21 protein-coding genes are annotated in these 23,068 nt (G+C 65.0%); 5 read left to right on the top strand and 16 right to left on the bottom strand.

Features of this window, described 5'->3' with window-relative positions; translation table 11 throughout:
* Positions 1 to 9: 9 nt before the first annotated feature.
* The 10 genes from cheA to AC1RQC_RS06165 all read right to left on the bottom strand — a co-directional run bounded on the left by cheA (position 10) and on the right by AC1RQC_RS06165 (position 11,036).
* Positions 10 to 2,028 carry a chemotaxis protein CheA gene (gene cheA / locus AC1RQC_RS06210; RefSeq protein ID WP_492882697.1) on the bottom strand — a complete coding sequence of 673 codons (2,019 nt, stop codon included), beginning with the start codon at positions 2,026 to 2,028 and terminating at the stop codon, positions 10 to 12.
* Positions 2,029 to 2,087: 59 nt separating this feature from the next.
* Complete coding sequence (gene motB, locus AC1RQC_RS06205) at positions 2,088 to 3,110, bottom strand: flagellar motor protein MotB (RefSeq protein WP_492371338.1); 1,023 nt, start codon at positions 3,108 to 3,110, stop codon at positions 2,088 to 2,090.
* 18 nt (positions 3,111 to 3,128) lie between these two features.
* Positions 3,129 to 3,992 (bottom strand): flagellar motor stator protein MotA, encoded by an 864-nt coding sequence (gene motA / locus AC1RQC_RS06200; protein WP_253930423.1) that lies wholly within the window; start codon positions 3,990 to 3,992, stop codon positions 3,129 to 3,131.
* Positions 3,993 to 4,231: 239 nt separating this feature from the next.
* Complete coding sequence (flhC, locus tag AC1RQC_RS06195) at positions 4,232 to 4,837, bottom strand: flagellar transcriptional regulator FlhC (RefSeq protein ID WP_043357029.1); 606 nt, start codon at positions 4,835 to 4,837, stop codon at positions 4,232 to 4,234.
* The gene (flhD, locus tag AC1RQC_RS06190; RefSeq protein WP_006162633.1) at positions 4,834 to 5,151 is read right to left on the bottom strand and encodes a flagellar transcriptional regulator FlhD; all 318 of its coding nucleotides are present in this window, start codon (positions 5,149 to 5,151) and stop codon (positions 4,834 to 4,836) included. Before flhD ends, flhC begins: the two co-directional genes overlap by 4 nt.
* Positions 5,152 to 5,560: 409 nt before the next feature.
* A complete protein-coding gene (locus tag AC1RQC_RS06185; protein ID WP_492371337.1) occupies positions 5,561 to 6,295 on the bottom strand; it encodes a DUF4088 family protein in 735 nt (244 codons plus the stop codon).
* A 50-nt stretch (positions 6,296 to 6,345) separates the two neighbouring features.
* Entirely contained in the window at positions 6,346 to 8,169 is a 1,824-nt protein-coding gene (locus tag AC1RQC_RS06180) for a methyl-accepting chemotaxis protein (RefSeq protein ID WP_492882695.1), read from the bottom strand.
* 152 nt (positions 8,170 to 8,321) lie between these two features.
* On the bottom strand, positions 8,322 to 9,962 hold the full coding sequence (locus AC1RQC_RS06175) for a methyl-accepting chemotaxis protein (protein ID WP_492830738.1): 1,641 nt from the start codon (positions 9,960 to 9,962) through the stop codon (positions 8,322 to 8,324).
* Positions 9,963 to 10,007: 45 nt separating this feature from the next.
* A complete protein-coding gene (locus tag AC1RQC_RS06170) occupies positions 10,008 to 10,484 on the bottom strand; it encodes a chemotaxis protein CheW (RefSeq protein ID WP_492371334.1) in 477 nt (158 codons plus the stop codon).
* 168 nt (positions 10,485 to 10,652) lie between these two features.
* On the bottom strand, positions 10,653 to 11,036 hold the full coding sequence (locus AC1RQC_RS06165; protein ID WP_492371333.1) for a response regulator: 384 nt from the start codon (positions 11,034 to 11,036) through the stop codon (positions 10,653 to 10,655).
* Between the two features lie 344 nt (positions 11,037 to 11,380).
* Between AC1RQC_RS06165 and AC1RQC_RS06160 the strand changes: the two genes are divergently transcribed.
* Entirely contained in the window at positions 11,381 to 12,133 is a 753-nt protein-coding gene (locus AC1RQC_RS06160) for a hypothetical protein (RefSeq protein WP_492371332.1), read from the top strand.
* A 62-nt stretch (positions 12,134 to 12,195) separates the two neighbouring features.
* Here AC1RQC_RS06160 and AC1RQC_RS06155 read toward each other — a convergent pair whose 3' ends face one another.
* The 3 genes from AC1RQC_RS06155 to AC1RQC_RS06145 form a co-directional block, all read right to left on the bottom strand.
* The gene (locus AC1RQC_RS06155; protein WP_492830739.1) at positions 12,196 to 14,157 is read right to left on the bottom strand and encodes a putative bifunctional diguanylate cyclase/phosphodiesterase; all 1,962 of its coding nucleotides are present in this window, start codon (positions 14,155 to 14,157) and stop codon (positions 12,196 to 12,198) included.
* A 132-nt stretch (positions 14,158 to 14,289) separates the two neighbouring features.
* Positions 14,290 to 16,041: a methyl-accepting chemotaxis protein gene (locus AC1RQC_RS06150; protein WP_492809610.1), complete on the bottom strand. Its 1,752-nt coding sequence runs from the start codon at positions 16,039 to 16,041 to the stop codon at positions 14,290 to 14,292.
* A 184-nt stretch (positions 16,042 to 16,225) separates the two neighbouring features.
* On the bottom strand, positions 16,226 to 16,831 hold the full coding sequence (locus AC1RQC_RS06145; RefSeq protein WP_492830761.1) for a flavin reductase family protein: 606 nt from the start codon (positions 16,829 to 16,831) through the stop codon (positions 16,226 to 16,228).
* A gap of 346 nt (positions 16,832 to 17,177) precedes the next feature.
* On the opposite strand from AC1RQC_RS06145, the gene AC1RQC_RS06140 reads away from it, so the two are divergent.
* Positions 17,178 to 17,483 (top strand): H-NS histone family protein, encoded by a 306-nt coding sequence (locus AC1RQC_RS06140; RefSeq protein WP_043357044.1) that lies wholly within the window; start codon positions 17,178 to 17,180, stop codon positions 17,481 to 17,483.
* A gap of 196 nt (positions 17,484 to 17,679) precedes the next feature.
* On the opposite strand, the gene galE is transcribed toward AC1RQC_RS06140, so the two are convergent.
* Positions 17,680 to 18,699 carry a UDP-glucose 4-epimerase GalE gene (galE, locus tag AC1RQC_RS06135; RefSeq protein ID WP_492371329.1) on the bottom strand — a complete coding sequence of 340 codons (1,020 nt, stop codon included), beginning with the start codon at positions 18,697 to 18,699 and terminating at the stop codon, positions 17,680 to 17,682.
* Between the two features lie 184 nt (positions 18,700 to 18,883).
* On the bottom strand, positions 18,884 to 19,909 hold the full coding sequence (locus AC1RQC_RS06130) for a tyrosine-type recombinase/integrase (RefSeq protein WP_492882830.1): 1,026 nt from the start codon (positions 19,907 to 19,909) through the stop codon (positions 18,884 to 18,886).
* A 385-nt stretch (positions 19,910 to 20,294) separates the two neighbouring features.
* Here AC1RQC_RS06130 and AC1RQC_RS06125 point away from each other — a divergent pair, with 385 nt between their 5' ends.
* Together AC1RQC_RS06125 and AC1RQC_RS06120 are read left to right on the top strand one after the other, a co-directional pair.
* A complete protein-coding gene (locus AC1RQC_RS06125) occupies positions 20,295 to 20,675 on the top strand; it encodes a nuclear transport factor 2 family protein (RefSeq protein WP_492882828.1) in 381 nt (126 codons plus the stop codon).
* 60 nt (positions 20,676 to 20,735) lie between these two features.
* Positions 20,736 to 21,737: an NAD(P)H-dependent flavin oxidoreductase gene (locus tag AC1RQC_RS06120; RefSeq protein WP_492882693.1), complete on the top strand. Its 1,002-nt coding sequence runs from the start codon at positions 20,736 to 20,738 to the stop codon at positions 21,735 to 21,737.
* Positions 21,738 to 21,852: 115 nt separating this feature from the next.
* Here AC1RQC_RS06120 and AC1RQC_RS06115 read toward each other — a convergent pair whose 3' ends face one another.
* Entirely contained in the window at positions 21,853 to 22,398 is a 546-nt protein-coding gene (locus AC1RQC_RS06115; RefSeq protein ID WP_150993161.1) for a PadR family transcriptional regulator, read from the bottom strand.
* Positions 22,399 to 22,709: 311 nt separating this feature from the next.
* Between AC1RQC_RS06115 and AC1RQC_RS06110 the strand changes: the two genes are divergently transcribed.
* A complete protein-coding gene (locus AC1RQC_RS06110) occupies positions 22,710 to 22,931 on the top strand; it encodes a hypothetical protein (RefSeq protein WP_416051513.1) in 222 nt (73 codons plus the stop codon).
* Positions 22,932 to 23,068 lie beyond the last annotated feature (137 nt).

Raw genomic sequence — 23,068 nt, 5'->3', positions numbered from 1 at the left:
TCCTGAGCGTTAAGCAAGCGCCGGGTCTTGGCGGCGCACTCCGGTGCGCTGCAGCGCGCCGACGTCCACGATCAGTGCCACGCTGCCGTCGCCAAGGATGGTGGCAGCGGAAATGCAAGGCACCTTGCGGTAGTTGGTTTCGAGATTCTTCAGCACGACCTGGTGCTGGCCGATCAGTTGGTCCACCAGCAGCGCGAAGCGCTTGCCTTCGGCCTGCAGGATCACGGCGATGCCCTGGGTCGGCTCGTGCACGGCTTCGGCCACGTTGAACACGCGGTGCAGTTCCAGCAGCGGGAGGTATTCGCCGCGCACATGCATCACGCGGTCGTTGTTGGCGGCCGTGTGCACGTCTTCCGGCTTGGGCTGCAGCGACTCCATCACGCAGTTCAGCGGCAGGATGAAGGTCTCGGCGCCCACCTTGACGGACATGCCGTCCAGGATCGCCAGCGTCAGCGGCAGCACGATGCGGGTGGTCGTGCCCTGGCCGGGACGCGAGGTAACCTCGACGTGGCCGCCCATTTCCTGGATGTTCCGCTTGACCACGTCCATGCCCACGCCGCGGCCGGACAGGTCGGTCACCGCTTCGGCGGTGGAGAAGCCCGGCGCGAAGATCAGTTGCCAGACTTCATCGTCGCTGATGTTCTCCGACACCGGCAGGCCATTCTGCAGTGCCTTGGCGAGGATCTTGTCGCGGCGCAGGCCACCGCCGTCGTCGCTCACTTCAATGACGATGTTGCCGCCGTGGTGCTGGGCCGACAGGATCAGCTGTCCGGTGGGTTCCTTGCCTGCGGCAACGCGCAAGTCCGGTGTCTCGATGCCGTGGTCCAGGCTGTTGCGCACCAGGTGGGTCAGCGGGTCGATGATGCGTTCGATCAGGCTCTTGTCGAGCTCGGTGGCCTTGCCGAAAGTGACCAGGTCGATCTGCTTGCCCAGCTTGCCGGCCAGGTCGCGCACCAGGCGCGGGAAGCGCGAGAAGACGTAGTCCATCGGCATCATGCGGATCGACATCACCGCTTCCTGCAGGTCGCGCGCATTGCGCTCGAGCTGGCCCATGCCGGAGAACAAGCGGTCGAACAGCACCGGATCGAGCGCGGATGCGGTCTGCGCCAGCATCGACTGCGTGATGACCAGTTCGCCCACCAGGTTGATGATCTGGTCCACCTTTTCGGTGGGCACGCGGATGGAGCCGTTCTCCTGCGCGTGCGCGGCCGCGGCGGGCTGTGCCTTGGCTTTTTCCTTGGCGGGAGCGGGCGCGGCCGGGGCTTGCGCCGGTGCGGCGGCGGCCGGCGCAGCTACCGGCTCGGCCGCTGCCGGCGCTGCGGCCGGAGCCGGCGCATCCGCCGCTTCCACGATGATCTGGTCGCCGTCGACGACGAAGCAGCACACCGCGATGATGTCATCGGCGCTGCACTGGCTCGACAGCCACACGGTGAGATCGCCGCCCTCTTCCTTCTGGCCAGTGATCTCGCCCAGGTTGGCGAGTTCCTCGCGCAACAGCGCCTGATCCGAGGGCGACACCTTGACCAGGGTCACCTTCAGGCCGCCGCCGGCGCTCGCAGGTGCCGCAGCTGCCACGGTTGCCGCCGCGGCGACAGGCGCCGGGGCGGGCGCCGCTGCCGGCGTGCCGCCCGCAGCCTCGAGCGCCAGTTGCTGAAGAACGGCGCAGATACGCGCCAGCGTTTCCGGATCGGGTTCCGTACCGTTACGGTAGGCGTTGAGCTGATCTTGCAACACGTCCTTGGTTTCCAGAAAAGTGTCGATGATGGTCCGGGACAACGCCAGTTCCCGCCGCCGCGTACGGTCAAGCAGGTTTTCCAGCAGGTGCGTGGTTTCGGTCAGGGCAGCGAAGCCGAACGTGGCCGCGCCACCCTTGATAGAGTGCGCCGCGCGAAAAATCGCGTTGAGCTCTTCCGCATCGGGGGATTCGAGATCCAGCCCGAGCAGCAGTTGCTCCATTTCCACGAGGAGCTCTTCCGCCTCCTCGAAAAAGGTCTGGTAGAACTGCGTGATATCGATATCGACAGACATAACCGTCCTGGCTCACTGAATTTTGCTGCGAAGCCCGCTGCCGGCATGGCAGGCGGTCTTCATTGAACACTGCCCGGCTTGGCCGGGGCCGCGGCGGCGTTGCCCGGCGCAGCCGCAGCCGGGGCGGCCGAAGCGGCCGGCGCGACTGCGGTTGCGGGGGCGGAGGCGGCCGCCAGGCCTGCCTGCACTTCCTGGCCGGCTTCACCGGCCTTTGCTGCGATCGAAACCTCGGCGGCGCTGGCATTCTCAGCCTCGATCCGAGACTGCGCGCGCTGGTTCAGCACCACGATGCTGATGCGGCGATTCACCGGCGCGAGATCGTCCTTCTTGTCGAGCGGCATGGTCGCGGCCAGGCCGATCACGCGCAGCACCTTGCCCTCGTTCATGCCGCCGGCAATCAGCTCGCGCCGGGAGGCATTGGAGCGGTCGGAGGACAGCTCCCAGTTGCTATATGTGCGCTCGCCATTGGAATAGTTGGCGGAGTCGGTATGGCCGGACAGGCTGACCTTGTTGGGCATCTCGTTGAGCACCGGGCCGATCTCGCGCAGGATGCTGCGCATATACGGCTCGACCGCGGCGCTGCCGGTACGGAACATCGGCCGGTTCTGCGTATCCAGGATCTGGATGCGCAAACCTTCGCTGGTGATATCGAGCAACAACTGGGGGCGGAACTGGCGCAGCACCGGGTTGTTCTCGATGATCTGCTCAAGACGTTTCTTGAGCGAGCGCAGGCGCTCGGCTTCCTGGCGTTCCTTGGCCTTTTCCGTGGCGTCTTCGGGCGTCTTCCTGACTTCCGCGTCCTGGCGGGTCACGTCCGTGCCGCCGCCCGGGATCACGCTGGAAGACAAGCTGCTCTTGTTGCCGCCCGCAATGGCCACTTTCAGCGGCGTGCGGAAATACTCTGCCAATTGCACCAGGTCCTTGGGCTGGGCAGCCTTCAGCAGCCAAAGCACAAGGAACAGCGCCATCATTGCCGTCATGAAGTCGGCGTAGGCGATCTTCCACGATCCGCCATGATGCCCGGCGCTGCTCTTCTTGATGCGTTTGACGACAATGGGGTGCGCACCGTGCTCACTGCTCATCGCTGTCGCTCCTCTTCGTCAGGTGATGCTCTTGACTTCGCGGACGTGGTCGTCCAGTTCGAGGAAGGATGGCCGCTCGGTCGAGTACAGCACCTTGCGGCCGAACTCGACCGCCACCAGAGGTGCATACCCATTGAGCGAAGCCAGCAGCGTGACCTTGATGCACTCGTACATCTTCACGGTTTCGTCCACCTGGTGCTCGACCCGCGCCGCCAGCGGCGAGACAAAGCCGTAGGCGAGCAAGATGCCGAGGAAGGTGCCGACCATGGCGTGGGCAATCAGCGCGCCCAGCTCGGCCGGCGGCAGGTCTGCCGAGGCCAGCGCGTGCACCACGCCCATCACCGCGGCGACAATGCCGAAGGCGGGCAATCCGTCGCCGACGCGGGTCAGCGCATGCGCTGGCACCTCGGCCTCGTGGCGGAAGGTCTCGATCTCGTGATCCATCAGGGTCTCGATCTCGAAGGCGTTCATATTGCCGTTGACCATCATGCGCAGGTAGTCCGTCAGGAACTCCATCATTCCCGGGTCGGCAAGGATGCGCGGATACTGGCTGAACACGCTGCTGGCCGCCGGATCCGCGATTTCCTTCTCGAGGAACAGGATGCCTTCGCGGCGGGCCTTGGACAGCAGGACATAGAGCAGCGCCATGACTTCCATGTACAGCGCCTTGCTGTACTTGCTGCTGCGAAACAGTGTCGGCAGCACGCGAATGGTGGCCTTGATAGCCTTGCCATTATTGGAGCTGATGAACGCGCCGACCGCGGCGCCCCCAATGATGACAAGCTCTGCCGGTTGATAAAGCGCGCCCATATGGCCGCCGGTCATGGCGTATCCGCCAAGCACCGCCGCTATCACGACAACAAAGCCAATTACAACTAGCACGATTGATTCCCCGTCAGAAAAACACGCGTCAGGCACGCACAAGGGTCACCCCTCCAGCCAGGCGGATATACCGCCTGCCTTGGCAGGGCTCACCTGTCACGCAGGCTGCCATCGGATCTGAGACCTTGGGACTATCGGGCCTTGAAGCCTTGGGTCCTGAAGTCTGTCCGTCTTAAGACTTAACGACTGAAGACGGCAAGACTTGAAGACTTAGTGCCCTATCGACCCAAGGATTTCAGTCAGGCGACAGCTTGCGCTGGTGCGATGTCCTTCGAGAGCTTCTTGGCTTTGCCAGCACGCGAGGGCGGACGGCACAGGCTGCATACGAAATTCGCATGCGGCTCGTACGCGTGCGCAACGAAACGCCCGCCGCAGCAGGTGCAGCTGGAAAGCTGCAGCATGTTGCTCTCGAAAAACCGTACTAACGTCCAGGCACGGGTGAAACTTAAGACAATTTCGCTTTCGAGCAGCGATACGTGCTCAAGATAGAGCCGATAGGCTGCCACCACGCCGCGGATGCCAACCGTCTCGCCCTGCTGGACCATGAACTGATAGGCCGAGAAGAACAGCGAGGAATGGATGTTTGGCAACCAGGTGGTGAACCAGTCGGTCGAGAAGGGCAGCATGCCCTTGGGCGGCGAGGCGCCGCGCAGCTCCTTGTAGAGGCGGATCAGGCGATCGCGCGAGAGCGTGGTCTCGGCTTCGAGGACTTGCAGGCGCGCACCCAGGCCGATCAGCTCAATGGCGAGCTGGGTCTGGTTGGCATCCTGCAGGACGCTCTTGCGATTGGGGACGGGAGTGGCCGTGGTACTCCGGGCTGACGGGGCCTGCAGGAGCGCGGTCAATTGAGCGACTCCACGGGCTGCCGTGCGAGCAGGATCGCAGCATGGATCTGCTGCATATCATGGCTCTTGGCCGTATGGGTGAGTGTCGACAGCAAGGCATGGTCGTCGAACCGAAAACGGCATAGGACCATGTTTGATGCTGCCAGTTTGACAAGCTGGGCCGGTGTCAACTTGGCGAGAATGTCGGCAATTTCCTTGCTGACGCCAAGCCTGAACATGGCTTCCAGATGATTTTCGCGCACCAGGCGTTGCGCGAGCAGCAGATAGGCGAGATTGACCTCCCTGATCTCCTGGAGAACTTCACTGCTTTCCAATTTTTCCCCGCTACCAAAAGCCCTTCGACCGCTTGTCCGGCGCTTACCCGCAGCCGAAGGCTGAAGGCGACCAGATCGTTTGAGTGCGTGTTCGACGGGTACTGCGTACGACTACGGAACTGCGCTTGGTCAGACCTATCTGAAACGTTACAAATGTTACAGAGTGTAAGTGCGACTGACAGTGTTATATCGGCAATTTGAGCAGACTGCCAATCCCCTCTTACGTTGGGGTACAGCAATGTCGCATGAAACATACATGGGATTCAAAGTTTGTAACAGACATCTCCTTGTCATGTGATTTGCATAAAAACTGTTACGCGTATGTAACAGAGGAAAAGCTCTAAAATGGCGCGTTAGGTCATCCCGCCCGAGGGTGTACTAGTCGCATTCCTCTATTGACGGGTCGGTCTCACTGCACTAGGACCCTGCGCAGCCATGCCGCCACCCGTGCGAACAGGTCGTCGGGCTCTTCGCGGAACAGATGCGGGCAGGTTTGCTCCACCTGCTCCATCACGCGTGCAGCCTCTTCGGCACTCACAGTGCCATAGTCCATCGATAGCCCCAGCAACGCACGCAACTCGCCCAGCCGCGAGCGTGCCGTGCCTGCGGTGCGCTCAGTCTGCACCATGTACATGAGGTCGTAGACCCGGCGGCGCAGGCTTTCCGCGACGCGCCATGCCGGTGTCTGCATCTGCTCCTCAAGCGTGCGGATATCCACCGCCGAGGTGGCCAGCTGGGATGCCAGGGGATCGGTAAAGGCCAGGTCGGCCCCGGCGTCCTCCAGAATCTGCCGGGACCAGTCACGGGCGTGCGCAAGGCGTTCCTGGGGCGTCCACTCGTAGCGCACCGCCAGGCCATAGCCATAGCGCTGCGCGTCGCGCATCAGGGTCGCCATGGCATTGGGCAACTGCTTGTTGAACACGCGCTTGGCCCAGGCGTATTCCCCACCCGAGAGCAGCCGCGTGACGGCACGCTCGGTCAGCGGGCCGTCATGGTGAAGCAGGCGCGCCCGCAGGAAATCATCGAAGCCGGGCGGCGTGAACTCGTTGTCCAGCCCGGTCGAGAGCTTGACGAAGTGCTCGAACTCGGCACGCAGCTTGGCCGCGGCTTCTTCGGGCAGCGCCAGGGTGATTTCAGTAGTCATGATATGCAGATCCGGCTATGCCGCTGACGGTGGGAGCACCTTGTTCGCCGTCAGAAAGCGCTCCAATCGCCGCTTTCCGAGGCAACCAGGGCTGCGGGACGCGCGGCGCGCGCCGTAACCGGCGCAGGCATATCACGTCCGCCCTCGCGCTCATCCTTGTCCACCGGCGCGGGCTCGGCATGACCGGACTCTTCGTGGCGGGAGGCCGGTGCCGACGGCTCCATGCGCTTGGGCTTGGCCTTGGGCGCAGCGATCACCTTGGGCTGCGGCGCTTGCACGCGCGAGCCGGCAAAGGCATCCGTTTCGGCCAGGCGGAAACTGGCTACCGAGGATTGCAGGCGCGTGGCCTGGTCTTCCAGGGAACCGGCGACAGCCGCGGCCTGCTCGACCAGCGCCGCGTTTTGCTGCGTCACCTCGTCCATTTGCGCCACGGCCTTGTTGACCTGCTCGATGCCCGAGCTCTGCTCGGCGGACGCCGCGCTGATCTCGCCCATGATGTCCGTCACGCGCTTGACCGCCTGCACGATCTCACCCATGGTGTGCCCGGCCTGGCCCACCAGCGTCGAGCCGTTGTCCACCCGCGCCACCGTGTCGCCGATCAGGCCCTTGATTTCCTTGGCCGCGTTCGCGCTGCGCTGCGCCAGGCTGCGCACCTCGCCTGCCACCACCGCAAAGCCCCGGCCTTGCTCGCCGGCACGCGCGGCTTCCACTGCCGCGTTCAGCGCCAGGATGTTGGTCTGGAAGGCAATGCCTTCGATCACACCGATAATGTCGACGATCTTCTTGGAGGCATCGTTGATCTCATCCATGGTCTTCACCACGCGGCCCACCACTTCGCCACCCTTGACCGCGGTCTCGGAGGCGTTGGCTGCCAGGCCGCTGGCCTGCCGCGCGTTGTCCGCGTTCTGGCGCACCGTGCTGGTCAGCTCTTCCATGCTCGATGCGGTTTCTTCCAGCGAGGCCGCCTGCTGTTCGGTGCGCTGCGACAGGTCGCTATTGCCCGCGGCGATCTCACGCGAGGCGGATGCGATCGATTCCGCGGAATCCTTGAAGTCACGCACCATGGCCGAGAGTTGCTGCTGCATCTGCCGCATGGCGTGCAGCAGGCTGTCCTTGTCGCCCGCACGCAGCTTCACGTCGGCCGAAAAGTCACCCTCGGCGATACGCGAGGCAATATCCACCGCGTAGGCCGGCTCGCCGCCCAGCTGGCGCGACAGCGTACGGGCCAGGAAGGCGCCCAGCAGCACGGAGACGGCCAGGCCGCCCAGCACCAGGCCCAGCATCCACAGGCGGGAGCTTTCGTAGACGCCACGTGCTTCGTCCATATTGGCCAGCGCGCGATCGTCGCGTCGCTTGACCATCTTTGCCATCACGTCTTCGAGCGCGCGGCTATCCTTGATCAGGTCGGCGCTTTCGCTAAAGACCTGGCTTTCAAACTGCGAGGTATCGAGCGGCTGCTTGCTGACGAGCGCCACATACTTGCCCAGGCGCTCACGGTAGGCCGGCAGCAGGGTGTCGAATTGCTTGACGAGGGCGATCCCCTCGGGCTGGCCGAACGCCGGGCGCGCGCGCTTCATGCTCTCGTCCAGCAGGACCAGCGACTTTTCGATCTGCTCCTTCTCTGCGGCGCGCTCGCCCATGGTCGAAGCCGACAGCAGCGCAATCTGCGCGCGGCTGGAATAGAGCAGGTCGATGTTGCCGCTCTGCACCGCCTTGAGCGCCTGCAGGTCGCCGTGATAAATCCGGCTGGTCCAGTCCGTCATGCGTCCCATATTGATGACGCCCAGCAGACCCATCACCGCGCCGATAAGCGACACGACCAGAAAGCCAACGACCAGCTTGGTCGTGACGCGGAGCTGATTGAACCATTGCATGCAGACTACCTCTTTTTTCTGAATGACTTGACCGGGGCCTCATCTGTCCGCTGCCGGCGGGTTGCCGGCAGTGCGCACGACAGGCGCTACTTCTTTTTCTAGAACACGCTTTCAGGCCGATTGCCTCGACACTGCTTGATCTCTTTCTCTTTTCAGGCTTGCGCCAGATGCAGCGCATCGCCCTGACGGGCGCGCACCGGCCGTGCTTCAGGGCGCAAGCTGACGCGGAAGGTGGCTACCGCATCGCGCAAGCGCCCGGCCTGGTCTTCCAGTGCGCCGGCCGCGGCCGCGGCCTGCTCCACCAGTGCCGCGTTCTGCTGTGTCACCTCGTCCATCTGGGCCACGGCCTTGTTCACCTGCTCGATGCCCGAGCTCTGCTCGGCGGACGCCGCGCTGATCTCGCCCATGATGTCCGTCACGCGCTTGACCGCCTGCACGATCTCGCCCATGGTCAGCCCGGCCTGGCCCACCAGTGCCGAGCCGTTGTCCACCCGTGCCACCGTGTCGCCGATCAGGCCCTTGATTTCCTTGGCCGCGTTCGCGCTGCGCTGTGCCAGCCCGCGCACCTCTCCCGCCACCACCGCGAAGCCCCGGCCCTGTTCGCCGGCCCGCGCGGCTTCCACCGCCGCGTTCAGCGCCAGGATATTGGTCTGGAAGGCAATGCCTTCGATCACGCCGATAATGTCGACGATCTTCTTCGATGCACCGTTGATGTCGTCCATGGTCTGCACCACGCGGCCCACCACTTCGCCGCCCTTGACGGCAATCTCGGAGGCGTTGGCTGCCAGGCCGCTGGCCTGCCGCGCGTTGTCCGCGTTCTGGCGCACCGTGCTGGTCAGCTCTTCCATGCTCGATGCGGTTTCTTCCAGCGAGGCTGCCTGCTGTTCGGTGCGCTGCGACAGGTCGCTGTTGCCCGCGGCCACCTGGCGCGTGGCCGTGGAAATGCTCGCCATGCCCTCCTGGATCTCGCCCACCACCGACAGCAAGCTGCGCTGCATCGTGCGCATGGCACGCGCCAGCGCCCCCACCTCGTCGCTCGCGCGGTAGTCCAGGCGCGTGGTGAGATCGCCCGCGCCCATGCGCAAGGCAAAGTCGAGCATGTCCTGCACCGGCCGGTTCACGCGTGCCAGCAGCAGCGTGCCGCCGATAAAGGATGACGCGACCGCCAGCCCGAAACCGCCCCACAACCAGGGCCGAAACTGGCTCGTAGCTTCTGCCCCGGCCAGCGCCTCGAAGGCCAGCAGCGCCGCGAGGAACCACACCAGGCCCGCCGCCTGCGACAGCAGGATGCGCCGCTTGAGCGTGATCTTGCCCAGGCGTGCCGGCAGCCCCGCCAGGCCCCTGCGTACCACGGCACCATCGCGCACGGCCAGGCCCGAGCCGCCGCCCTCGCGCAGGCGTGCGTAAGCGGCGCCTGCTGCCTCGACCTGCTCGCGCTGCGGCATCGAACGCACCGAGGTATAGCCCACCAGCTGGCCGTCGACGACCGTGGGTGTCACCGTGGCACTGACCCAGTAGAAATCACCGTCCTTGCGGCGGTTCTTGACGATGCCGACCCACGAGCGTCCGGCCTGAATGGTCTTCCACAGGTCGGCGAATGCCTCCGGCGGCATGTCCGGATGGCGGACCAGGTTGTGCGCGGCGCCGAGCAATTCCTCGGCCGCGAATCCGCTGGCCTCGATAAAGGCGCGGTTGGCGAACGTGATGCGACCCTTCAGGTCGGTCCTGGAGATCAGGTAATCGTCTGCGGAGAGCTTGTACTCTCGGGAGGTAACGGGTTGATTATTTCGCATGAATGGAAGACTGCATGGATCGGGCTCTCGCTACGTGCGGCCGCCTCAGCTGGCCGCGGCTGCCTCGATGGCCGCGAGTTCTTCGGTGTCTAGCAATTTCTCGATGTCGACGAGGATCAGCATGCGGCTTTCGACCGAGCCGATGCCGCGGATGTAATCCGTCTCGCCGGAGAGCTGGGGTGCCTGCCGGATCTGGCCCGGCGCCAGCGTCAGCACGTCGGACACACCGTCGACCACGATGCCGGTGGTGCGATCGTGCAGGTCGGCGATGATCACGACCGTGTACTGGTCGTAGTTGACCTTGTCCTGGCGAAACTTGATGCGCAGGTCGATGATCGGGACGATGATCCCGCGCAGGTTGACCACGCCCTTGAGATAGGCGGGCGCATTGGCAATCTGCGTGACGTTCTCATAGCCACGGATCTCCTGCACCTTGAGGATGTCGACGCCGTACTCCTCGCCGCCCAACCTGAACGCGAGGAACTCTTCCCCCGCGCCCTCTGTCTTGTTCCCGGCTTTCATTTGCTGGCTCCCGCTGCAATGACCGGCCATGCGGCGCTGCCAAAGCCGCAGCCGGCCGGCCCGCGAGCGGGCAGCCAGGCCGAGACTCAGCCTGCGACGAGGCACGAATATCGTTTACCTCTTAACGGCAGTCCTGGACGTGACTGAAGGGCAACAATGCCAAGGCATTTACCCTACCTTGGAGGGGTCTAGCAGCGCATTCACGGCTTCCATCAACTGATCCGGATCGAACGGCTTGGCCAGGAATCCGGACGCGCCGGCCACGCGAGCCTGCTCGCGCACCTGGCTGTCGGCCTCGGTGCTCAGCATCAGCATCGGGATGGCGGCATAGGCAGGTTTCGCACGCAGCGTGCGGATCAGGGTCAGGCCGTCCGTTCCCGGCATCACCTGGTCGGTCACCAGCATGCCGAAGTCAGCGTCGAGGGCCAGCGCCAGCGCCTCGTCGCCGTCGGCGGCTTCGGACACGGCGTAGCCCCCCGCGCGCAGGCAGGCGCCGATCATGCGGCGCAAGGAGGGAGAATCATCGACGACTAGAATATGAGGCAAAGACATAGCGGCTCCGTTGACAGCACGATGGTGAGTCCACAAGCCGGGGTTCTGGCACGGTGGACCGATGTTCCTGCGGACGGGGCTGCGGTGTGCGGCGATGCGCGACTGGCGTGGCCGGTGCAAACAACGCCCCTTTGGGGCATATCGGCAGCGGCGGCCGAATCCGTAGCACGGTTGCGTCGATCGGCGGGATTTGTGGCATTTGTTACCCCACGAGCATGGGGTGCATCTGGCGGCGGCGGGTGGGCATACTACGGCCTCGCCGTAAAATGGCCCGCGCACCGGCGGGCCATGGCACGCCTGCGCTACCCGCGACTGAGGCACTGCAATACCATCGGAACGTGATCATGTCGAACTTGCCAGGCCCGCAGTGGAGCAAACGGGATACCCCTGACCCGCGCCAACCCGACAAGCTCACCGTCTTCGTCCAGGGCGCCCCGGACGCATTGCTGGCGTCGCTGCCGGATTTTGGTGGATGCCTGCACTGGGTATCGCGGCGCCCGCGCCAGCCGGCCGATGCGCAGCTTGTGATCGTGGAGCGGCAGATCAACGCTACCACCGCCCAACGCCTGCGCTCCCTGCGCCATCCCGATCGCCTTGTGCTCACATTGCTGGTCGACGGCCTGCCACATGCCGCCAGCGGCTGCGGGCCCATCGTGCCGACCACCGCCGAGGCGCTGCCGCATACCCTGCAGCTGCTGGCTTCAGTGCTGTTCGCGCCGGTACTCAGCGACGGGCCCATGCCTCTGAACTGGCGGGACGTGCAGACCGTGGCCAATCGCGACGCCATTGGCCTGCCCTTGCACCTGGACACCAGCAGCGAGGCCGGCATGTCGGATGAGCTGCTGATGCAGCTGGCGCGCTTTCATGGCCGCACGCGGATCGAGCCGGAGGCGCTGCTGGCGAGCATCTACCTGCCGCGCGGGCTGCCGTCGCTGGTTAGTTGCAGCCAGCAGTTGCGCCGGCTTGGGGCCGTTACAGGGCATCATTGCGAGACCCGGTTTGCCTTGCTGGTGCCTGAGAGCGGGCGGTTTACCCGGCTTTTGGCGTTGTTTCCGCCTGGAGGCGCGTTACCGGAGCCGTTCACGCCCAGAAAGTGAGGTTTGACGGCGAGGCGTCATTCGCCCGAATCGCCCGAATCGCCCAAATCGGCCGATTCTCCTCACGCTCCCGATAACAAATTGGCAAACGTGACCGGGTCCAAGGGATGCGACAGCAAGTACCCCTGCGCCTCGTCACACCCCATCCCCGCCAGGATATCCAGTTGCGAATGCGACTCCACGCCTTCGGCCACCACCCGCATCTTCAGCTCGTGCGCCAGCGCCACCATCGACCCGACAATGGCCCTGCCCTGCGCATCGACATCCAGCCCGCCAATCAAGGTCCGATCGATCTTCAGCGTCCCGACCCGCAAGCGCTTGAGATAACCGAGGCTTGAATAGCCACTGCCAAAGTCGTCCAGCGCCACGTGGATGCCCAGCGCCTGCAGCTCCAGCAGCGTCTCCAGCGATTGGGCGATGTCCTTCATCGCCGCGGTCTCGGTGATCTCGAGCGTGACAGCCGATGGCGGGATGTCATGCTGGTGGATCTGCTCGAGCAGGTACTGCGGGAAGTCGCGGCTGGCAAAGCGCAAGCCGGAGACGTTGATGGCCACCGGCACCACAGGGATGCCGTCGTCCTGCCACTGTCGGATCTGCCGGCAGACCGTGGCGATCACCCAGTCGTCGAGCTTGTCGATCTGGCCGGACTGCTCCGCCACCGTGATGAACTCGGCGGGATTGACCTGCCCCAGGGTCGGATGGCGCCAGCGGCATAGGGCCTCGGCGCCGATCACGGTACGCTGGCGCACGTCGAACTTCGGTTGGTACTGCAAGGCCAGGCCATCGTCCTGGATGGCCAGCCACAGGTCGCGGCGGATCACCCGCATGCGCCGGGCGCGTTCACCGGCTGCCGAGTTGAATACGCGCACCTGGTTCGAGCCGCTCTCGCGCGCCTCGCTCAGGCTCACGCGTGCAGCCTGCATCAGGGCCTCGGAGGTTTGCGCATCGCGCGGGTAGATGGCAATGCCGATGTTTACGCCGATCTGCATCTGCAGGCCACGCGCGGCCACGAACTCCGCGAGCGAGCCCAGCAGGCGCGCGCCCAGCTCATTGGCGCGGCTCTGGTGCACCATCTCCGGCACGCCGACCGCGAATTCGTCCCGCGCCAGGCGCGCCAGGAAGTCGTGCGGCTCCAGCGCTGCCTGGGCCAGCGCCCCGGCATCCTGTGCCAGGATATCGTCGGCGCGCACCTCGAAAACCTCATCGACCTCGCGAAAATCGGCGATATGCACCAGCAGCACGGCGCAGCTGGTCTCGGCCAGGCGCGCCTGGGCGATCGACTGGTCGAGCCAGCGCGCAAAGCCGGTGCGGTCCGGAAGGTCCGTGCTGACGCTGTACTCCCCGACCGTGCCATGCCCGCGCGCGGTCGCTCGCACGGTCAGGCGGCCCGGGATACGGCCACGGCGCCGCATCGGCACCGTCGGCCCACCGCTGCCGGCGATGCCACCGGTACCGGCCGGATGGTCCTCGAACATCTCGTCCAGCGCATGGCTCTGCGGGCTTGCGAAACTGCCGCTGCTGGCCAGCCGCCATCCGGGCAAGTTGGCGCGGCGCAGGGCGAAGAATCCCAGCGGCAGCAAAAGCAGCGCGCCCGCCGCCATCCAGGCCGGCGGCATGAACCTGCCGGGATCCAGGCACAGGGCGGACGGGTGCGGGGCCTCGCCGCACAGGGTGCTCAGGCGCATGCCGGCAGCCACCACCACGCCGGCGCCGGCCAGTGTCATCGCCAGCGCAGCACCACGCAGTGGCACGTTGCGGCGCAGCCAGGGAAAGGCAAGCGTGAGTGCGGCCGTCGCGGCGAGTGCCACCGCGGCCTGCGACACGTCGTGCGTGACGCGCAGGCTGCCGGAACCCAGCGCAACCCATAACGGCAGGCCTACGGAAGCAGGGGAGAGCAGCAAGACCGCCCATTGCAGCGACCGGGCCGGCCCGCTAGGCAGCTCCCGGTCCGGCTTGGCTGCACGTATCCCCAACCCGACCGCGAGGCCGGATAGGGCAGCGAGCAGCAGAAGGCTAGCACTCATGTCAATAAGGAAGCTGCGCAAAAATTGGGGGCGATGGCGCGACGATCCAGGCGATGCGGGCGCAAAACCCGCATCATCGCATCACACGCGCTTCCCCGGTGATGAAAACGGCGGCAAACGTTCAACCATGGCTCAGAACGCGCTCCAGTCGTCGCCGCCAGCGTTGGCCGTAGCCATCGCCGGGGCGGCCGGACGTGCCGCGCGTGCCTGACGCTGGACCGGCGTGCGCGGACGCGCCGGCATGGCCGGCTGGCGCCCGGGTGAACTGCTCGCCGCGGCCTTGGCGGCCACGGGCGCGCGCGTTGCCGGCGGCTGCGCTGCCATCACGTGGCTGCCGGAAAGACGGAACACCGACACCACGCCATTGAGCTTCTGCGCCTGCTCTTCCAGGGCGCCGGCTGCCGCCGCGGCCTCTTCCACCAGCGCGGCATTCTGCTGGGTGACCTGATCCATCTGCGTGACCGCCTGGTTGACCTGCTCGATGCCGCTGGTCTGTTCCTGCGTGGCCGCGCTGATCTCGTTCATGATGTCGGTGACGCGCTTGACCGCGTTGACAATCTCGCCCATGGTCTGGCCGGCTTCGGCGACCAGCTTGGTGCCACTTTCCACGCGCTGGCCGGATTCGCTGATCAGCGCCTCGATCTCCTTGGCGGCGGCGGCCGAGCGCTGCGCCAGGGTGCGCACCTCGCCTGCCACCACCGCGAAGCCGCGGCCTTGCTCGCCGGCACGCGCGGCTTCCACCGCGGCATTCAGCGCCAGGATGTTGGTCTGGAAGGCAATGCCTTCGATCACGGCAATGATCTCGACCACCTTGCGTGACGAGCCATTGATCTCGTTCATCGTATCAACCACGCGGCCCACCACGTCGCCACCCTTGAGCGCGATCTGCGAGGCATCGGTGGCCAGCACGCCGGCCTGGCGCGCGTTGTCCGAATTCTGGCGCACGGCCGAAGTCAGCTCTTCCATGCTGGCGGCGGTCTCCTCCAGCGACGAGGCCTGCTCTTCGGTACGCTGCGACAAATCGAGATTGCCGGTGGCGATCTGCTGCGTGGCCGAGGCGATCGAGTCGGTGCCGCCGCGCACCTGCGAGACGATGTTCGACAGGCTTTCCTGCATGGCGACCAGTGCCTGCATCATGCGGCCCACCTCATTGCGCGACACATTGGTGATACGCGAGGTCAGGTCACCCGCTGCGATACGCTCGAAGACCGCCAAGGCCTCCTCCACCGGCCGGACGATGGCCCGCTGCAGGGTGGTCGTGCACAGCGCGGCCACCACCAGGCCAAAGGCGATCAGCAGGAAGCAGAGCACGCGCACATGCCGGAAGCCAGCTTGCGCGTCATTGAAATTGGACTCGCCGGTACGGTACTGGAATGCCTGCAGTGCCTCGTAGGCCGTTGCCATGCTGCGCTGCAGATCGGGCAAGTCTTTCTTGGCAACCTTGAGTGCCGCGTCCGCGTTGTTCTCCTTCAAGGCTTTTTGCAGGGGCAGGATGCCCTTTTCCATGAATTCCTGGCGCTTGCGGCCAAACTCGGTGGCCAGTGCCTTTTCTTCAGCGTCCTGCGGTAGCGCAGAGTATCGCTTCCAGGCCGCCTCGGCACTGTCGACGAATACCATCGAACGGTCCACCACCGCCTTGGCATCATCTCCCTCTCCCGGCATGACGCCGCGATCGAGGGCCAGGCGCATGCGCGTCATGCCAAGCATGGCCTCGCCCAGCGCTTGCGAGGAGGCTAGCTGGTTGCCATAGGTTTCCTGAAGCGCCTCGTTGCTGTGCGACATGCCATACAGGCCAACGCCGCCAACCAGCATCAGAAGAAGCGACAACATTGCCATTGCGCCGCGCAGCAGAGTTTTGATCTGGATATTGTTATGGAAAGACATGAAGCACCCGATACGGTAAGGAATGCGCAAGGCCTCCACCGGCCCCGGCCCGGCGGATCGACACCCCAGCGACCCGCTCAGGGCAGATAACGGCGGTGCCCCGCGATTCCTTGAGCCGGGTGCCGTGCCCGCCACGCCAGACCGCTCATGGCGGGACGGCCGCGGCGCAGCGCCCTCGCCCTGCTCATTCGCGCTCTCCTGGCACTACCTGAAAACCCTCTCCCGTGGCAAAAAAAGCGCCACCAGCCAGATAGTGCATTGAGCGGCACTCAGCGTCCGGAAAATGCCATCTACCCTCTGAAAATGCAGCGGAGTCTGCCCACGCGGCCACCACTTCCGCGATGAACAAGTCGTAGCGGCCAGCCACGGCTGGCTCGGGAATGACGCGGCACTCCAGCCAGGCGAGGCAGCCGGCCACCAACGGCGCGGCAATTTCCGCCGCCGCGAACGTGGACAGTCCCGCAGCGGCGAATTTGTCCTGCTCGCGGCCGGAACGCGAGCCCACTGCCAGCGTGGCGGCAGCCTGCCCACGCGCGGGTATGTTCAGTGCGAACTCACCGCAGGCATCCACCAGCTCGCGCGTGAGCGTGCTGGCGTCGATCACCACCGCCACTTTCGGTGGCTGGAAATCCAGCGGCATGGCCCAGGATGCCGCCATCACGTTGCGCCGGCCAGCATGGGCGCTGGTGACCAGCGTCACCGGGCCGTGATTCAGCAGGCGATAGGCTTTTGCCAGCTCTACGGGGACGCGCCGGGAAGCGGCGCCGACGTTAATCGAGTCGTCAAGCATGTCGGATACGGATGAAGGTTCGCTCAAACTGAAATCGGATCGGCATTGTTGCAGCAAAAGCACTTTATGACCCTCGCCATTACGAGGGGAAGGGTTATTGCGCAGCGCGAGTGTAAAAAACCGAATCTGCGCCACGCATGGATTTCGGCGAGCCGCCAAAGTGGGCACCACGCCGGAAAATCCGGCCCCATCGATGACCGGCGACCTGCGCGGAAGTTCATTAATTAGATGGAGCAGATGATTTATCAGAATTCTCCCCATCGGGGTTAAAAGCGTTTGCAGGATCGCTTGCGGCCGTTATAATTCATCCGGTTCATCATGCTCACCCAGTAAATCGAGGCTCGTAATGGCGACTTATCAGGAAATTGTTCAGAAAATCAGCGAACTTCAAAAGCAGGCCGAGGAAATCAAGGCCCGCGAGCAGGCTTCCGTCATCGCCGATATTCGCCAGAAAATCGACCAATATGGACTGACCGCGGACGACCTTGGCTTCGGCACCAAGCCCGCCGCCGGCAAGAAGGCAACCCGCAAGGTACCGGTTCGCTATCGCGACAGCGCAGGCAATACCTGGACTGGCCGCGGCAAGCGTCCGGGCTGGCTGACCCAGGCCCTGGCCGCGGGCAAGACCATCGAGGACTTCCTGATTCGCTAAAGTCGGGCGCAACGCCGGGCATGGCGGCCGACTGCGCCGCGAGCCCGCAGGACTCCTGAAGACGGCCGGGCATTTGCCCGGCCGTCTTTATTACCTGCTGCCCTGTCCTCGCCTCGACACGCCGGAGAAACCGGGCACGCAGATAACGGCTGCGCGCCCCGCTTGCCTACGTGCCCGCGCGTCCGCGCCAGGCAGCTTAGCCGGCAAACCCCAGCGGGTTCATCGACTGCCAGCGCCAGGAATCCTCGCACATGCGATCGATGTCGTGCTGCGCGCGCCAGCCGATCAGCTGTTGCGCCAACGCGGGGTCGGCGTAGCACGAAGCGATATCGCCAGGGCGGCGGTCCCCGATCACGTAGGGCACCGGGCGCCCGCTGGCGCGCTGGTAGGCCGCGACCACTTCCAGCACGCTGTAGCCCCGGCCCGTGCCGAGATTGACCGTCAGGCACTGCTGCTGGTCACGCAGGTAGACCAGGGCCGCAAGGTGGCCGGCTGCCAGATCGCAGACGTGGATGTAATCGCGTACACCGGTGCCGTCGACCGTGGGATAGTCGCCACCGTGCACCTGCAGCTTCTCGCGGCGCCCGCCGGCGACTTGCGCCACATAAGGCATCAGGTTGTTCGGCACACCACCCGGGTCCTCCCCGATCAGCCCGCTTTCGTGCGCGCCCACCGGATTGAAATAGCGCAGGTAGGCGATACGCCAGGCGGGATCCGACAGTTCCAGGTCACGCAGGATCTGCTCGCTCATCAGCTTGGTCTGGCCATACGGATTGGTCGCCGACAGCGGAAAGTCCTCCAGGATCGGCACCGCATGCGGATTGCCATAAACGGTGGCGGAAGAGCTGAACACCAGTTGCTTCACGCCAGCCGTGTTCATGGCCGAGCAGAGGGTGAGCAGGCCATTGAGATTATTGTCGTAATAATCCAGCGGTTTGCTGACCGATTCCCCCACCGCCTTGAGTGCCGCGAAATGAATCGCGCCCGAGATCCGGTGTTCGGCGAACAAACGGTCCAGCAAAGCGCGGTCCCGCACGTCGCCTTCGACAAAATGCGGGCGCTGGCCGGTAATCTGCGCAAGACGCTCGACCACGACGCGATTGCTGTTGCAGAGATTATCCAGGCCGATCACGTGATAGCCGGCCTCGAGCAAGGCGACCCAGGTGTGCGAGGCGATATAACCGGTGGCTCCCGTGAGCAGCAAGGTTTCAGACATAGCGATTCATCAAATAGTTGTGAAAAGAGACGTAACAGGCGCCAGGACAGGGCGCACGATGCAACAAGCGAAATCCATGCTTCAGGCTGCAATATCGCGCGCTGTCCTGGCGGGCGGCAGGCACGCCCCGCCAGGGTTGCCCGCATCGGATCGAAACAGATTGAAAGAGGTTGAAAGAGGGCGGCTAAGCATAGCAGGCCACATCTGTCGTGCCTGTGTCACCGGCACGGCGCACCGGTTTCAGCCCTGCACGTGCCTGCCAGGCCTCAAAAGCGGCACGCAAGCGCCAGCCGGACTCCAGGTCGCGCATGCCGAGACACTGCGCCACCTCGGCCGGGCCGGCTCCGGCCTCGAAATGCAGTGCGCCGCAGGTATTGCGCAGCGTCTGCGGCGACGCGCGCTCGCTGCGCCCCGCCAGCACGCCAGCCTCGTCGAGCAGGATCTCCACACGGCGGTATAGCGAGGCCGCGTGCAAGTGCCGCCCGCTTGGCATGGCCGGAAACACCAGGTTGCCCAGCGTGCCGGTACGGGAGCGGATTTCCATCCAGGCCAGCAGCGCCGCCCGCGCGAAGGCAAAGACCGGCGCCTCGTACGCGCGGCCGTTGTCGGCGCGCACCAGGCGCAGCCTGGCGGCGTCCTCGGCGATGCTGTCGATGCCCAGGCCGCGCGCTTCGCCCACTTTCAGGCCGGCGCCCAGCAACACGGCCACCAGTGCGGTGTCGCGGGCGCGCTTCCATTGGGTGGCCGACAGCGCGGCGCCGTCCTGCCCGGCCGCCAGGGCCGCCGGTGCCAGCACGCGGGCAATCAGGGCATCGCGCTCGGCGGGCAGCAAGAAGGCGGTCGGATCGTTCTCGCCTTCGGCGAGGTGAGCGCGCACCGCCTGGCTGGCCGGGTTGTGCAAGCCGTCCTGCAATAGCGATAGATGGTGGAAGACACGCTCGATCAGCCGCGTGTAGCGGTAACGGTGATGCTTGTGCAGATCCTGCTCATCGAGGAAGGCCCCGATCTGCTCTGCCGACCAGGACAGCGGCGCCAAGCCGCGCTCGCCCGACCAGCGCAAGAGCTTGCCCCACATCGCGCGGTACACCACAGCCGTGCCATGGCGAAAACCGTGGCTGGCCAGCCAGCCATCGAAGGCTCGCTCGGGCTGCTTCCGCCAGGCCTCCAGGTCCGCATCGAACAGGTCGGGGGATGGCCCGTTGGCGCTCATGTCAGTACTCACTCGCGCTCCTGCATTGGTTTTCGGCAATGCCGCTATTGTAGACAAGTCGCCACAAAAGACAGAGTTCGTTTGACCGCTGCCCAAGCACGGGCGGGCCTCATCCGGCAATCCGGAACGCACCGGTTCCTGCCCTCGCAACGTCAGGCCATTGCATTTGGCGTCGTCTGCTGCTACCTTTCACACATCGCTATGCAACCAGTTGCATAGCGATGTGCAAGCCGCCGCTGCCGTAGCCCCTGAGGGGCCACGGGCAAGCGTTGCGCAGCGTGCCGCAACGGGCGACTCCCACGCCCTCGGCCCAACCGGAGGAGACACCGTGACCCAAGCAACCTTGTCAGCGGCGGCGCAGGCCTCGCTAGCCATCTGGCACCGCATGATCGCCACCCATTCCATGTCCGACCTGGACAGCATCGTGGCGGACGAAGTGGTTTTTCACTCGCCCGTCGCCCACACGCCGTACCCGGGCCGCGTTGCCCTGCGCATGGTGCTGGAATCCGTCAACCAGGTGTTCCAGGACTTCCGCTACCACCGCACGTTTGTCAGCGACGACGGGCGCGGCGTGGTGCTGGAGTTCAGCGCGACGGTCGATGGCAAATCCGTCAAGGCCATCGACATGATCCGTTTTAACGACGCCGGCAAGATCGACGACTTCGAAGTCATGGTCCGCCCGAAGAGCGGCCTGGACGCGCTCGCCGCCGCCATGGGCGCCCGCCTCGCCAGCCAGAAATCCGTGTTGCAGGGCGCCAGCGCCTGAGCGCATCGCCGTTTCCCGTATCCCTATCCGTTCCACTGTATTCACTCTCGCAGAAACGCCATGTCACTTCCCGCCATTCTCCAGAACCGTCTTTCGCTGCCGGTGGTTTGCTCGCCGCTGTTCATCATCTCCAACCCCGACCTGGTGATCGCCCAGTGCAAGGCCGGCGTGGTCGGCTCATTCCCGGCGCTCAATGCACGCCCTGGCCCGGTGCTCAACGACTGGCTGGACCGCATCACCACCGAGCTGGCCGAGCACGACGCCAAGCATCCGGACCGCCCGTCGGCACCGTTCGCGGTCAACCAGATCGTGCACAAGTCCAATGACCGGCTCGATCACGACCTGGAACTGTGCGTGCGCTACAAGGTGCCGATCGTCATCACCTCGCTGGGCGCGCGCAAGGAAGTCAACGATGCCGTGCACTCCTATGGCGGCATCGTGCTGCACGACATCATCAACAACACCTTCGCACGCAAGGCCATCGAGAAGGGCGCCGACGGCCTGATCGCGGTCGCCTCGGGCGCAGGCGGCCACGCCGGCGTGCTGTCGCCGTTTGCGCTGCTGCATGAAATCCGGGAGTGGTTCGACGGCCCGCTGCTGCTGTCGGGCGCCATCGCCAGCGGCGACGGCATCCTCGCGGCGCTGGCCGCAGGCGCCGACCTGGCCTATGTGGGCTCGGCCTTTATCGCCACCGAAGAGGCCAACGCGCAGGCCGGCTACAAGCAGATGATCGTCGACAGCACGGCGTCGGACATCGTCTACTCGAACCTCTTTACCGGCGTGCACGGCAACTACCTGCGCCAGAGCATCGTCAATTCCGGGCTCGATCCGGAAGCGCTGCCGCAATCGGATCCGTCCAAGATGAACTTCGGTTCGGGCAGCGCCAAGGCCTGGAAAGACATCTGGGGCGCTGGCCAGGGCGTGGGCGCCATCAAGCGCGTGGTGCCGGCCGCCGAACTGGTGCGCCGCTTTGCGGAGGAATACGCGCTGGCGCGCCGCCGCCTTGGGCTGGCCCCGGCAGCGGCTTACGCCAACGGCGCGACGGCGGCCGACCTGGCCTGAGCGCGTTGTTGACGGTGGCCAGCGCGCCGCAGCGCCTGGCCACCTGTCCGATCCCCCTATTGGCGCCCGTTTCCACGCATTTCCCATCCGCCGGGCGCGATCGCCCGGCGCGACTTCAGGCCGCGTCGTCCTGCTTATCCAGCAGCGGCAACAATTCCTCGGCCCACGACACCCAATCCTCTTCATACCGGATGCCGCGCTTGAGCAGGGCGTGCTGCACCTGTTGCGCGCGCGTGGGCTGCGCGGCGGAGAAATCGCGCCGCTCGATCTGGCGATAGGTCTCGAGCCGCTCGCGGTGCAGGCCGATCAGCCGCGCCATCTCCGGCCTCAGCCCGAGCGGGCCCACGACAGCATCGGCGCGCAGCTTCACCAGGATTTCATCTCGCACGTCCAGGCCGGCGGTAGGCGCCAGCACCCAGCGCGCCAGTTCGTCGCGCCCTGGCGGCAGCACGAAGTAGACCTTCTTGCGATTCCTGGCGTCACCCTCCCCCTCATCCGCGGCAATCCAGCCGTGCTCGGCCATGCGGCCCAGCTCCCGATAGATCTGCTGATGCGTCGCATGCCAGAAATAGCCGATGGAGCGGTCGAAGCGGCGAGCCAGCTCGTAGCCGGAAGACGGTTTTTCCAGAAGGGAGGTCAGGAGTGCGTGCTGAACGGACATGCGGGAAGCGTGACGTGGAGGCCGGTCGCCCGGTGGCGGCATATGGCTGCCGCCATGGCTTTGGGTGGCGAGCGCCTATGGTAGCGCAAAGCCCGGCCCCGCCAGGGCTGCTGCCCACGGATACCGCCAATTTCCGGCTGTTGGACACACGAAAAATGACAAGGCAACGACAACGCTGATGCAGATCTAAAAAATGCTAAATAGCATTTTTCGGCAGGGTGCAATACATTTGCAGACATAGTCATTCCGCATGCCTGTTGCCGGTTCTCGGCCACGGCACAGCCATGCCAGTCATTCACCAGGAGTGGTCCATGCCAGGACGAACAGATTTCGCCGAAGACCGGGATGTCCCGTGGGAGGCCGATGGGCCCCAAGCCGCCAGCCAGCCCGCGTCGGCTACAACGATGCCCGTGTACTACCGCCTGCCGGATACGCCGGACGGGCACCATATCAAGGAGTACGCCAGCGGCTTGCGTCAGCTGGTGCGTTTTGTGGGCGTGGAAGAACAGGTTGTCAAGTACAGCCTGGCCTGACGGCTGATGCGCCGCGTGCGCCGTGCACCGTCTCCTGCCAATGTTTCCCCCCTGTCTCCTCCTGCCCTGTGTGTGGGCCAGGATTGGGCCCGCAACCTACCGCGGGCTTTTTTCTGCCCTGAGCGCTTCCACACATC

Source organism: Cupriavidus sp. GW822-FHT03E04, assembly GCF_058801495.1.
Note: the sequence above shows the minus strand (reverse complement) of the source record. Positions and strands in the feature narration are given on the sequence as shown.

What these genes read in the sequence shown, in the direction of transcription:
- cheA (WP_492882697.1), bottom strand. Translation starts at nt 2,028, where the DNA reads ATGTCTGTCGATATCGATATCACGCAGTTCTACCAGACCTTTTTCGAG.
- motB (WP_492371338.1), bottom strand. Translation starts at nt 3,110, where the DNA reads ATGAGCAGTGAGCACGGTGCGCACCCCATTGTCGTCAAACGCATCAAG.
- AC1RQC_RS06185 (WP_492371337.1), bottom strand. Translation starts at nt 6,295, where the DNA reads ATGACTACTGAAATCACCCTGGCGCTGCCCGAAGAAGCCGCGGCCAAG.
- AC1RQC_RS06180 (WP_492882695.1), bottom strand. Translation starts at nt 8,169, where the DNA reads ATGCAATGGTTCAATCAGCTCCGCGTCACGACCAAGCTGGTCGTTGGC.
- AC1RQC_RS06175 (WP_492830738.1), bottom strand. Translation starts at nt 9,962, where the DNA reads ATGCGAAATAATCAACCCGTTACCTCCCGAGAGTACAAGCTCTCCGCA.
- AC1RQC_RS06170 (WP_492371334.1), bottom strand. Translation starts at nt 10,484, where the DNA reads ATGAAAGCCGGGAACAAGACAGAGGGCGCGGGGGAAGAGTTCCTCGCG.
- AC1RQC_RS06165 (WP_492371333.1), bottom strand. Translation starts at nt 11,036, where the DNA reads ATGTCTTTGCCTCATATTCTAGTCGTCGATGATTCTCCCTCCTTGCGC.
- AC1RQC_RS06160 (WP_492371332.1), top strand. Translation starts at nt 11,381, where the DNA reads ATGTCGAACTTGCCAGGCCCGCAGTGGAGCAAACGGGATACCCCTGAC.
- AC1RQC_RS06155 (WP_492830739.1), bottom strand. Translation starts at nt 14,157, where the DNA reads ATGAGTGCTAGCCTTCTGCTGCTCGCTGCCCTATCCGGCCTCGCGGTC.
- AC1RQC_RS06150 (WP_492809610.1), bottom strand. Translation starts at nt 16,041, where the DNA reads ATGTCTTTCCATAACAATATCCAGATCAAAACTCTGCTGCGCGGCGCA.
- AC1RQC_RS06145 (WP_492830761.1), bottom strand. Translation starts at nt 16,831, where the DNA reads ATGCTTGACGACTCGATTAACGTCGGCGCCGCTTCCCGGCGCGTCCCC.
- AC1RQC_RS06140 (WP_043357044.1), top strand. Translation starts at nt 17,178, where the DNA reads ATGGCGACTTATCAGGAAATTGTTCAGAAAATCAGCGAACTTCAAAAG.
- galE (WP_492371329.1), bottom strand. Translation starts at nt 18,699, where the DNA reads ATGTCTGAAACCTTGCTGCTCACGGGAGCCACCGGTTATATCGCCTCG.
- AC1RQC_RS06130 (WP_492882830.1), bottom strand. Translation starts at nt 19,909, where the DNA reads ATGAGCGCCAACGGGCCATCCCCCGACCTGTTCGATGCGGACCTGGAG.
- AC1RQC_RS06125 (WP_492882828.1), top strand. Translation starts at nt 20,295, where the DNA reads ATGATCGCCACCCATTCCATGTCCGACCTGGACAGCATCGTGGCGGAC.
- AC1RQC_RS06120 (WP_492882693.1), top strand. Translation starts at nt 20,736, where the DNA reads ATGTCACTTCCCGCCATTCTCCAGAACCGTCTTTCGCTGCCGGTGGTT.
- AC1RQC_RS06115 (WP_150993161.1), bottom strand. Translation starts at nt 22,398, where the DNA reads ATGTCCGTTCAGCACGCACTCCTGACCTCCCTTCTGGAAAAACCGTCT.
- AC1RQC_RS06110 (WP_416051513.1), top strand. Translation starts at nt 22,710, where the DNA reads ATGCCAGGACGAACAGATTTCGCCGAAGACCGGGATGTCCCGTGGGAG.